Source organism: Pseudidiomarina fusca (genome assembly GCF_032227045.1).
In the GTDB taxonomy this organism is placed as follows: domain Bacteria; phylum Pseudomonadota; class Gammaproteobacteria; order Enterobacterales; family Alteromonadaceae; genus Pseudidiomarina; species Pseudidiomarina fusca.
Genome location: NZ_JANFPJ010000049.1, coordinates 1 through 10,736, shown reverse-complemented (window position 1 = coordinate 10,736; position 10,736 = coordinate 1). Strand labels below are relative to the sequence as shown.

Sequence of the window (10,736 nt, the reverse complement as noted above, 5' to 3'; positions counted from 1 at the left end):
TGCTTGATATTGACGAGTGTCGCACTTCGCAGTTGAATTCGGGCTCTATTAGTATTATGCTACAATTATTTTGTTGTATAATTTAATCAAGTTTTTATGGAAAACCGTAAATGGTTTAAGACCTATATGTTTATATGGGCTGGACAGTTTGCTTCAATGCTTACAAGTTATGCTGTTCAGTTTGCTATTGTTATATGGCTTAGTCTGGAGTACAAGTCAGCCGAAGTTTTAGCCTACGCAGGAATAGCAGCTATGTTGCCTCAAGCATTGATAGGCTTAATAGCAGGTGTATATGTTGACCGTCTCAATCGTAAATATGTAATGATTTTTTCGGATGCTTTTATAGCTCTCTGTGCCCTTTTGTTACTCGTCATTTTACAAAATGAAAATGTTAATCTTATATGGATATACATTTTATTGGGTTTACGCTCTGTTGGTAATGCTTTTCACGCTCCGGCACTACAGGCAATTGCTCCGCTGATTGTACCCCAAAATGAATTGATAAAGGTAGCAGGAATTAATCAGGTGTTACATTCGGTTTGCAGTATTGGTGGTCCTGCCATTGGCACATTAGCCATTGCTTATCTTCCTATTTCAAAAGTATTGTACTTGGATTTGATTGGAGCATTGCTGGCTATTCTTTCACTCGTGATGGTGAAAATTCCCAATGTGGTTGCGAAGTCAAAATCGTCTGCACATTCTATTGCTACAGAATTTTCGGAAGGGTTTCAGACTGTTTCAAAAAACAAAGGTTTGCGTTATCTTTTTCTTTATGCAATGGCGATAACCTTTGTTATAATGCCAGCTGCCATTATGTTTCCGTTGCTCACAACAGGGCATTTTGCAGGAGGAAAATGGGAGATAGGAATTGTAGAAGTGGTTTGGGGCGGAGGTATGCTTATTGGCGGTGTCATCCTGAGTATTTTCAAATTGAAAGGCTCAAAAGTAGTCGCAGTCAATGTTATGTATGTATTATTGGGACTTACATTTATTTTGAGTGGTGTATTACCTGCAAGTTGGTTTGTAGGATTTGTGATGGTAACAGCCATTGGCGGTATCAGCCTGTCTGTTTTCAATGGCTGTTTTACAGCAATTGTACAAACAGAGGTAAGTCCTGAAAAATTAGGACGTGTATTTTCACTTTATTATAGTTTGGCAGTTTTGCCAAGTGTAATCGGTTTATTATTCACAGGCCTGATTGCAGAAGTTATTGGTGTAAACATTACGTTTATCATAAGCGGTTGTTTGGCAATCCTTGTGGGTATTCTTTCGTTTAGCACTCGCAACTTAATGCAATTAGGTAAAATCAAAAATATTTAAAAAAATGAAAAATAGAGATATTCAAAAATTAGCGGAAAGAAATGGGTTAATTCTTTCGGATGAAATGAGTTTTAATGAAATGGGAATTGATTTTAAGGTTGGTTTCGCTACAGATAGGGATGGCACAAAGTGGTTGTTGCGTATTCCAAGAAGAACAACCTTAGGCGAACAGATTGCGAATGAGAAACGCATTCTTCAATTGGTGTCGAAATACCTTTCGGTTCAAGTTCCTGATTGGCGTATAGCTAATGAAAAACTGGTAGCCTATCCTTTGCTCGATGGAAAACCTGCACTTACTTATGATGCGGAGACTTATGAAGTAACCTGGAATATGTCTAAAGAAAACGACCTTTATATACCATCATTAGCGAAAGCACTTATAGAACTTCATTCAATTCCTACGGAAGAAGTACTTCGTAATAATCTAAAAGTTTTGACACCTGAACAGGTTAGAAATGAGATTTCTGAAAGATTGATTTTGGTGAAATCTGAATTAGGGATAAATGCCGAATTAGAACTTCGGTACCAAAAATGGCTGGATAATGATGCCTTATGGCCGAATTTTACAAAATTCATTCACGGTGATTTGTATGCAGGTCATACACTTACTCATCATAATGGAGAAGTTTGTGGAATTATTGATTGGTCAACTGCACAAGTCAGCGATATAGCACAAGATTTTTCAGGTCACGTTACTGTTTTCGGTGAAGAAAGTCTGAAAAATTTAATTTCGGCATACGAAAAACAAGGTGGAGAAGTATGGGATAAACTGTTTGAACAAGCAGTTGAACGAGCTGCTGCCGCACCTCTAGCTTATGGATATTTTGCTTTAGAAACACAAGATGAAATTCATCTTAGTTCTGCAAAATTACAGTTAGGTGTTGAGTAGATTTTTTTTAGTAGGGGCTGACACCTTAATCGGGTCAGCTCCCTATTATTTCAAGGGATGTTTGTCTATTAGCGGTGTTGTGTAGCCTTGCAGCTAACATCTGTTTTAACGAAACGAATATACGGAAAATTTCGCTTAACCAACCCTATATACGTGTTTCGTTATTTGACTTTTCTTTCTACATAAGATATTGATATATTTGTATTTAAAAAATAAAACCGCACAAATAGCGAAACGAGTATAGGTAAAATAAAACGTCATTTTTCCTAAAATCAAAATACATGATGCCTTATATTTTCCATATTGACATTTATTTTATATTCTTAAGGGAGTGAAAGTCGGTTATTTTTCGTCGATTAATCAACTGTTTCTACTTAATTCAGAATTCAAGACAAGCGCATCCCGCTGTTGTGCAAACCAGTTTTGCTTATGATGGAACGGCTTTTATTCAAACAGACTTATCTGAGGCGGTGCTCGACTTTGTGGGGGCAATAATTCGACGACTTCGTCATTTTTTGTATTCAGGTGGCTGAGTATCTTTTGGATCACCAATGGGTCTTCGATGCTCGCTATAACCTTAACCGCACCACCGCATTGCTCACACGTTTCAATGTCGATGTTAAAAACCCGTTTAAGTCTTTGCGCCCAGGTCATCGATTGGTGTTTTTGTGCCCTCGTTTTTTCCTGCCCTGTCGGCAATGCTTTTTTTGCCTTATTTCGTAAGGCTGGTGTTATTGTCACGCGGTGCCGACTGTTTGGTGCAAATACGCCATGAAACCTAGTGAGGTTTACGCGGGGTTTGGGTACCAAGGCCGCTAAACGGGCAATAAAATCCAGAGGCTCAAAGATCACATGAGTTGTGCCGTCACGGTAGGGTGTTTTGAGTTGGTAACGAACCTTGCCGTAAGTCGTTATTGCCAACCTTTTTTCTGATACCCCAGAGCGGGTAATATAACGGCACAGCCTTTCGAGTTTACCCCTATCCTGTGCGCTGCTCATGACACCTGCATGGAGACTGAAGCCTGCCACGTTTGCGGCACAGCCTGCCGCAAGCCCTTGTTCTGCCATTGGTGCAATGGTTTGCAAGGTAAAGACCTTTCGTCCTTGCTGTTTGCCTGTAGCGATGCGATAAGTAATGGAATACCCGTGAATTTGCAACATCGGATCGTCTTCCAGCCCATCCAAAGCCAGGTAGTCATTGTCATCATCCCTCACTAATAAGCCCTCGCGCTCAAGAAAACCCGCCACACGCTGGCTAATGCGGTGAGTAAGACTATTCAGTTCACTTTTTGTCGGGGCTTTTATCGGGTGAAAACGCGTTTTGCCATAGTTATCTGCGGCATATACACCATCAAGGTAGAGCATATGAAAATGGATATTTAAATTCAGCGCTGAGCCAAATCGTTGGATCAGTGTTACCGCACCCGTTTGTGCCGTCTGTTTGTTATAGCCTGCTTTTTTAGTGATATGTGTGGCAAGTGTGCGATAGACAATACCCAGTACTTTTCCCATGATCTGAGGATAGCTGGCAAACAAAAATCTAAGTTGAAAAGGGAAGCTCAATACCCATTGCCTAATGGGCTCATGGGGCAACACATCATCAACTAGCAAGGCAGCGCTTTCTGCCATTCGCCGCGCACCGCAGCTGGGACAAAAACCTCTGCGTTTACAACTGAACGCAACCAAGTGCTCATGATGACAATCTTCACAACGTACTCGCAAAAAACCATATTCCAAACGACCGCACTTGAGGTACGCTTCAAATTCTGACCGCACATACTTGGGCAGATATTTATCTTGTTGCCCCATGTGGCTCAGAAACTGCGGGTAATATTTTTCAATAATTTGATAAAGAAGGGTTTGCTCTGGTTTATGACGTTCATACTTTACCGTCCCCTCTCTTCTGGCATCCTTGACAATAGACATATATCACCCCAATCGCTGTATTTTTATACAGTATAGTTGTGTTTTTTTATTGTCGGCATGCTGGGACTTTATAGTGCAAAGATATGGGCATCAGTGGTTGAAAAACTAATTAGCTCGGATGATGATTTTTCGCTCAATATAGTCTGATAGTTTGAATTCTCTTACGTCTGCTTTAGGTCGATTGCTGCCCTTTCTAGACTAGAACCTTATGTCGGCTTTTGGCACATAAGTAATATTCATAAAGTGCGAATACTACATTAGCTTACTTTACTGCAAAAACCGTAACCAATGTCTTCATTGAGTCACCCGTAATCATAACAAAGTACATCTTGCTCTCCACGTGCTGCCAGAATTCGGCCTCTTGTGCATATTTTTTTGCTTTTTTAGTAGCGACGCTTTCTGGTAACTCGGCTTTAGTTAGCGCAGAACATAACAGCTTTGTGCACAAAGCCTTCCAAGGATGCTTAGGTACACCGTCTGAAAGCCTTTCCACAAACCGTTCCAGTGAATGACGAGTCACCACGACAGGTCCAATGTTCGGAACGTTGATGACCTCATCGATTTCTCTCACTGTAGCATTATCGACGCTGTATTCTTCGAAGGAATGTGAGAGCCAATCGTCCCGTTTCTCTACCGAGATCTGTGCTTCCTGGTATCGAGTAAGCAAAAACCTAGTCAGGATGTACAGTGAATGCTGAGTTGAGCGTTGTTTCTGTAACTTTTTGATGGCTCCTTTACTGACTCGGATTTGAAGCCCATTGCCGCTTCGGTTACCCCATCACCTCTTTCACTGACAAGAGGTGATGAATAGCATAGAGCTCAGCTGCAATTGGCTTTTGCTGCTCAGGTAGCTTGTCGTATTGCTCACCTAAATTGACCTTTAGCTCGCCACCTCTTCGAATGCCGGTCTTCCAGTAAACCGTAAACTCACCATCAATCTGCTTTGTTAACAGGGTTAATACCATCATGTTTGTTTCTCCTATTGGTTATCTATTTTTCATTCTCCATGTTTTTTCAAATATGCAAGGCGCAAAAAAAGGGGCCGAAGCCCCTTGGATCAGATATGAACTTTCGGAAAGCCGATGGCACCGTAAACATTCAGCACATCATTCCAATCCCAACTTTTCACGCCGAGTGACGTTGGTATCGGAGGGATCAAGACTTGTGACAGAATGCCTTTTTGCCAGGCTTTTTTCTTGAGTTCATTCGCTGCATTCAGGCCGGTCTCAGAGAGATCGTGGTCTGCCCAGATGTACAGCATTTTCACATTACTTGGTGGTTCAAACCTAGCCAGTAGCGTTGCATTCACAACCGACCAACATGTCTGTCCCGTAGCTCTGGTAACCGCTAAAGCTGTTTCGATGCCTTCAGAAACACCTAGTACTTCACCAGGCTCACCTATCGGAATGGCACCACCAGTGATTGTTCTGTCACTTGGTATCGGCATCATCTTTTTAGGCTTTTCAACCGGCGCTTTGAATCCATCTTCACTTAGGTAGATCCGATGAAACGTGGCCGAACGCCCTTGCTGCGTAACGATTTTACCTAGCAGCGCTGGGTAGCTATCGATAAACAGACCATCTTCATCATGGTAAGGCAAGTTTGGATGAAACCTCAGCACCGAATCCCATTCAGGACGAAGCCGCGTAACAATGCCACGACGATGCAAGTAGTTCCAAACTGGTTGCGCACGAGTATCTGCAAGAGATAGCGTTTCTCCCCAGGTTTGATTCAAGCGATGGATAATCGCTTTGTCCTCGTCCTGCTTTCTAGCCCTCCAATCAACTGCGTTACTCGGTATTGGCCGAATAGACGCTTGTATTTGTCCGGGTTGAATACCAAGAACCTGGCCGATTGCTTCAATAGACTGAGCAAAGTTCCATCCATTAATCCAAGACAACAGTTCAAAGCCATCATGAAAGATACCGCAGGTATTACAAACGCCGCCACCGGTATATTCAGCATCTTTGAACAGCCTAAAGCCATCACGACCGCCATGAACAGGACAAGCCACATGACGCCCTTTTCGAGCAATAGCGGCATCAAGTTCTGGCACCAATGCCGCCAAGACTTGAAGCCATTGGCCATTGAGATATGGCCTTACTGTGTCAATTTGTAAAGGTAACGCCATATAACCTCCTTAAATAAAATGCCGACTCCTACCCCAGGTGGTAAAAGTCAGCTTAGGTCCAGCATTAGCCGTTCGGTTAATACAGGAGCGTTAGTCAAGCTGGATACCATGTCGTCTTAATAGCCACATGATGGACTCACGAAGCACATCAGGATCGACAACGGCAGCCATTGCGCAAACACGAAAGCAAAATGGCGCTATTTCGTCATTTTGAATCCACGACAACACATCCTTGCGCAACCGAGTACTGACACGACCGTCCAGCAATACACGGATCGCATCCAAAAGAATGCCTTCGCGTAACTGCCAGATTTCCGTGTCAGACCAAGTGACTGGGGCATCATCAAACTCAAATAGAAATTCGAGCTGTGATGATGTGTGCTGATGGGACTGCTTTTGTGATGTAGGAGAATGGGCAATACGCCCATTCATTACAGATAACCGCGTTCGGCAAGCGAAACGCAGCCCTCGGATGCGACCACGACATGGTCAAGCGTTCGAATATCAACAAGTGACAAGGCGTCACGGAGTCGATGAGTGATGCGTTTATCAGCTTCACTTGGCTCAGGATCACCCGATGGATGGTTATGAACCAGTATCACTGCTGCCGCATTAAGTTCTAGCGCTCGTTTTGTTACTTCCCTTGGATAAACGCTCGCTGCATCTAAAGTGCCTTTGAACAGCTCTTCAAATCGAATAACGCGATGCTTTGTATCAAGAAACAGTACGCCAAAGACTTCGTGCTCATACTCGTGCATCAGTGTTTGCAGGTATGAGAACGCCGACGATGGCTGTTCAATTTTTCGACCTTTACTCAATCGACCACGGGCAAGCTTGAGCGCCATATCTAAGATATCCGCTTCAGTCACTTGCTCAGGAACGATGTAAGTACCGGCTTCTTCGCCAGCTAAGAACTTTTTGTTTTTCATAGGAGTCTCCAAAAAAAAGCGGAGACGAACCCATGCCCTGAAGGGGACGGAATCGTCCCCGCAGGGTGGTAAAATTGATGTGGTTACTGAATTAACAGTTGTTGTGTTACTTCGAATAACTCACGCTTTAGATCTTTGACGTCATTAATCATAATGCTTTGAGGAAAGAATTTCTCAACACTGCGTGTTTGAATCCCTATCCCCAGCAGCTCAAAGCCACTGCGTCTGCACCGGTCAACAATGTCATGCGTGGCAGCCCAATCATCTGGGTCACCATCCGTTAGCACTATCATTAGCTTTCGCTTCTGTTTTTGCGCTAACAAACTGTTTGCCGCAAACCACATCGCTTGTGCCATAGGCGTACAACCTCGTGGTTTTTGGTCAAAACAGGCGGCCCGATGTCGAACCGATTGCTTGGGCAATAACGCGATAGAAACTTCCTGATGAATACCAGGAAAATAACTGACCGCAGGTACAACACCCGGTATGCCTTCCAGTGCCATGGCCAAAGCCAAAGCAGCTTCATTGGCAACATGAAAGTACTTTCGATTACCTTCGCCAATGGGTTTACCCATTGAACCCGATATATCGACAAGCAAGTGCACAGCGGCATTGGGGGCAATGCGAGGTTGCCTTTGAATAAACAATCTCGACTCACCGGCTTGTGAAGCGGCAAGACGATGGGTTGCCACTCGAAGACCGTGCCTTTTGGCATGATTCCGATTGTCCTGACTGGACTGAACCATGCCCCTAAGTCGGGCTCGAATTTGAGCAGACTCCGACGCCGATAAGGTCAAGATGGCCTCATCACCCAACATAGCTTGCTCTGCTTGGGGCAAACTGAGAGGTGTGACGCCCTGATGTCCTTCAGCTTGTTCCGACAACACTTCTGCCACTTGGGCAAAGGTATCGGGTTCAAACTGAGCGGCACTGGCCTCTAAGGCTTGTCGCAAATTGTCAGCTTGATCAGAGTTATCTGAATCCCCCGTTTCAGCAACATCCGCCGTTGCAGACGAGTCTGTTTCAGGGATTTGACTGTCACTACTGTTATTGCTGTCATTACTCGCATCTTGTCCAATGTCATTACCGCTATCAGCATCCGACTCATCCTGTGGTGGACGAGATTCTTCTTCCAACATGGCAACGATGGCATCGACAAGTTTCAGCACTTCACCTGTAGATGCCAGGCTAGGCACTGCTGTAAGCATGGCGCTTAACCGGCTCATCGCTGCGGCAGGAAAGAGTTGTCTCACTCTTTCATCAACCGCTTGATACAGAGGTGTCAGCGCTTTCTGACCCAGAAAATGGCATCTCAAGCGGAACAACAACCATGCTTGCAAGTTAGATGCAGGCTCAAGCTGTTCAGGTACACTCATTTGCTGTGTGTCCACCATGTACTCAATCACTTGCGAAATACTGCGCCGGGTTCCGGGGTAATCCTTTGCCAATTCGTTTTCAATGCGAACGTCCTCAATGATATTGAGAAGTGCCTTACGGATCGGCTTGGACGACGCCTTCTGCACCATGTCAAAATTGGTATGCCGAATATGCGCCGCTTCATGAGCCAGATAACCCCAAGCTATCTGTTGATAGTGTGGGTCGTCTGGGTTTGCTGTTGGGATCACAATCCGCTCACCATCGGTAAACGCATCTTGTCCTTGAATAAGCACCTTCACACCAAACTTTTCGCCATAAGCGGCGGCAACGATTGGCAGTGCGTTTTTTAATGGATGATTCATGGGAGTCTCCTAATCATTAGGGGGAATACTCCCTCAGCGGGAGCGTTTCCCCGCTGGGAATGTGAGTGTTTAAACCTGTGCTTTTAGCTTATCCAGATCGTATTTTTGACCTAACCAAGCCACCAATTGAGCTGGACTCTCGTGCTGCTCAAATGACGTTTTAAGCTGGTCTAAACTCAGGATGTCATCCAATGTCAGACCGTACTGGTCTTGTAACTGAGTAGACACCTCGTGTTGATATTGCAGCCAGGCCCGCTCAAAAGCGGTTTGCTGCAATGCCATGTTTGGAACAAATACCATGGCCGTTACCCAAGCTCCTTGTGCGTCCGCATCTGCGATCAAAACAGGGTTCTTGGGGATCACGACACTATGTGTTGAGTACGACCGTTGTACTAACGTTCGACAACACGCCACTTCTGGTATCGATTCACTTTCAACCGCATCAGTCACACCACGAAAATGTGCTTCAAACTGGTTCAGTTGGCTGGGGTTATGGATGGTTGATTGCATAATTTCCTCTTACATAGTTCAGAGGACATGCGCCCTTAAGGGCAACATGCCCTCAAGGACGTTAGAAATAAAATGAGTTTGGTACAGTCGAACCAAGGTTTGGTCTGACGGTTGGTTGTGGTATTGCACGTAAGTTATCTGCCTGAGCAGATACTGGCTGTGCGGGTTTAGGTTCAGGTTTGGGCATCAGTTGTCTGATATCCAATTGACCTTCACCGTGCATTCTCATCTTGTCTGGATCAGACAAAATTAAAATGGTCGCCATCAGTTCGTGATAGAGATTGTCTGTCACAGGGCCGGTCTTCGGCAGACGAACAAATAAATTGTCCATCGCTTCGACCATCGGCTGAACTCGATGATCCAGGAATGACAAACCATCCAACTTGTCTCTTAACCGTTTGAGAGGGTTAAGGGCTCGCTGACTGATTTGATTCTTACCTGCAACAGAACGCTCAAACAGTTCATTGGCATCACGAGCCACTTCCCTAAAGAGGGTGTGTCCCATACCATTGACCTTGTCATCTAAGCCACCAGCTTGTTCAGCTGGTTGCATTCGATAGATGGCATAATCGAACTGAAGCCGTTGTTCCACGTCTTCGATGGGTGACAGCGCACGCCGAATTGCATCTGCAAATTCCGGGTGTTTCGCAACCCAGTCAAACGTCACCTGATCATAGTTGTCCAAGAACAACTGCTTGCACTGCGCAAACTCCTGACCGATCCTGTCAAGCTCTGGAACAATCTGATCAATTCGGTCTTCAGGGACGGCATAGCCACCTAAAAACCGCACACCGACTTGCTCACACAAGCGCTGCGCTTCTTTCTTAAGCCTTTCAAAGTTCGCCAATGCCTCTGGGTCGCAAATTTTTTTACTCCCTAAGCTGGCAACATCCTTCGGTGGAAGTTGGCTGCCATTGGCTAATCTGAAATCTTCAGGCCTTAGCTTTTTTCTACCGCTCCAGATGGAACAGTCGATGTGACAAATCAACAGTTTGTCGAGGGTTTGAATACTCATAGTGCATCCTCATCAAACGTGGCAACTGATGCCGATACACTGGTTAATTTAACCAGTGAAATCGCGCGCCTGCAAGCTTTGGTTGAAGCGCTACAGCAAAAAGACACCTTAGCGCAAGCCCATGCTGAATTGGCACAAAAGCATGCTGCCTTATCACAAAAACACAGTGTACTTGAGCAAAACTGGGATGAGCTGCAAGCGCAGTATGCCAAAATGACACAGTCCTTCGCGGGCATTAAGCAGCGCTTAGCCTGGTTTGAGAAGCAGTTGTTTGGTC

11 protein-coding genes and 1 pseudogene are annotated in these 10,736 nt (G+C 44.7%); 3 read left to right on the top strand and 9 right to left on the bottom strand.

From position 1 onward, the window contains the following. Positions 1-96: 96 nt before the first annotated feature. Both mef(C) and mph read left to right on the top strand, forming a co-directional pair. The gene (gene mef(C) / locus NOG12_RS12580) at positions 97-1,320 is read left to right on the top strand and encodes a macrolide efflux MFS transporter Mef(C) (protein ID WP_085286200.1); all 1,224 of its coding nucleotides are present in this window, start codon (positions 97-99) and stop codon (positions 1,318-1,320) included. Positions 1,321-1,324: 4 nt separating this feature from the next. Beyond that, on the top strand, positions 1,325-2,209 hold the full coding sequence (gene mph / locus NOG12_RS12575) for an Mph(E)/Mph(G) family macrolide 2'-phosphotransferase (RefSeq protein ID WP_078213155.1): 885 nt from the start codon (positions 1,325-1,327) through the stop codon (positions 2,207-2,209). Positions 2,210-2,653: 444 nt separating this feature from the next. Here the strand turns inward: mph and NOG12_RS12570 are convergent, their stop codons facing one another. From NOG12_RS12570 to NOG12_RS12535, 9 genes are all read right to left on the bottom strand, one after another. Beyond that, entirely contained in the window at positions 2,654-4,135 is a 1,482-nt protein-coding gene (locus tag NOG12_RS12570) for a transposase (RefSeq protein WP_283711141.1), read from the bottom strand. A 262-nt stretch (positions 4,136-4,397) separates the two neighbouring features. After that, positions 4,398-4,706 (bottom strand): hypothetical protein, encoded by a 309-nt coding sequence (locus NOG12_RS13405; protein WP_470385094.1) that lies wholly within the window; start codon positions 4,704-4,706, stop codon positions 4,398-4,400. A 199-nt stretch (positions 4,707-4,905) separates the two neighbouring features. Further along, complete coding sequence (locus NOG12_RS13400) at positions 4,906-5,103, bottom strand: hypothetical protein (protein ID WP_470385092.1); 198 nt, start codon at positions 5,101-5,103, stop codon at positions 4,906-4,908. A gap of 89 nt (positions 5,104-5,192) precedes the next feature. Further along, a complete protein-coding gene (locus NOG12_RS12560; RefSeq protein ID WP_313933436.1) occupies positions 5,193-6,266 on the bottom strand; it encodes a DUF7146 domain-containing protein in 1,074 nt (357 codons plus the stop codon). 90 nt (positions 6,267-6,356) lie between these two features. Further along, the gene (locus tag NOG12_RS12555) at positions 6,357-6,698 is read right to left on the bottom strand and encodes a hypothetical protein (RefSeq protein ID WP_001014428.1); all 342 of its coding nucleotides are present in this window, start codon (positions 6,696-6,698) and stop codon (positions 6,357-6,359) included. Continuing rightward, positions 6,698-7,195, bottom strand: a complete 498-nt coding sequence (gene radC / locus NOG12_RS12550) for a RadC family protein (protein ID WP_000791199.1) — start codon at positions 7,193-7,195, stop codon at positions 6,698-6,700. Before radC ends, NOG12_RS12555 begins: the two co-directional genes overlap by 1 nt. Positions 7,196-7,278: 83 nt before the next feature. Next, positions 7,279-8,934 (bottom strand): VWA domain-containing protein, encoded by a 1,656-nt coding sequence (locus tag NOG12_RS12545; protein ID WP_001016322.1) that lies wholly within the window; start codon positions 8,932-8,934, stop codon positions 7,279-7,281. Between the two features lie 69 nt (positions 8,935-9,003). Beyond that, the gene (locus NOG12_RS12540) at positions 9,004-9,444 is read right to left on the bottom strand and encodes a hypothetical protein (protein ID WP_024015929.1); all 441 of its coding nucleotides are present in this window, start codon (positions 9,442-9,444) and stop codon (positions 9,004-9,006) included. A 61-nt stretch (positions 9,445-9,505) separates the two neighbouring features. Beyond that, the gene (locus tag NOG12_RS12535; protein ID WP_000027441.1) at positions 9,506-10,459 is read right to left on the bottom strand and encodes a DUF3150 domain-containing protein; all 954 of its coding nucleotides are present in this window, start codon (positions 10,457-10,459) and stop codon (positions 9,506-9,508) included. Between NOG12_RS12535 and NOG12_RS12530 the strand changes: the two are divergent. Further along, positions 10,448-10,736: pseudogene (locus NOG12_RS12530) on the top strand (hypothetical protein); the annotation flags it as partial. The gene NOG12_RS12535 and the pseudogene NOG12_RS12530 sit on opposite strands and share 12 nt — an antisense overlap.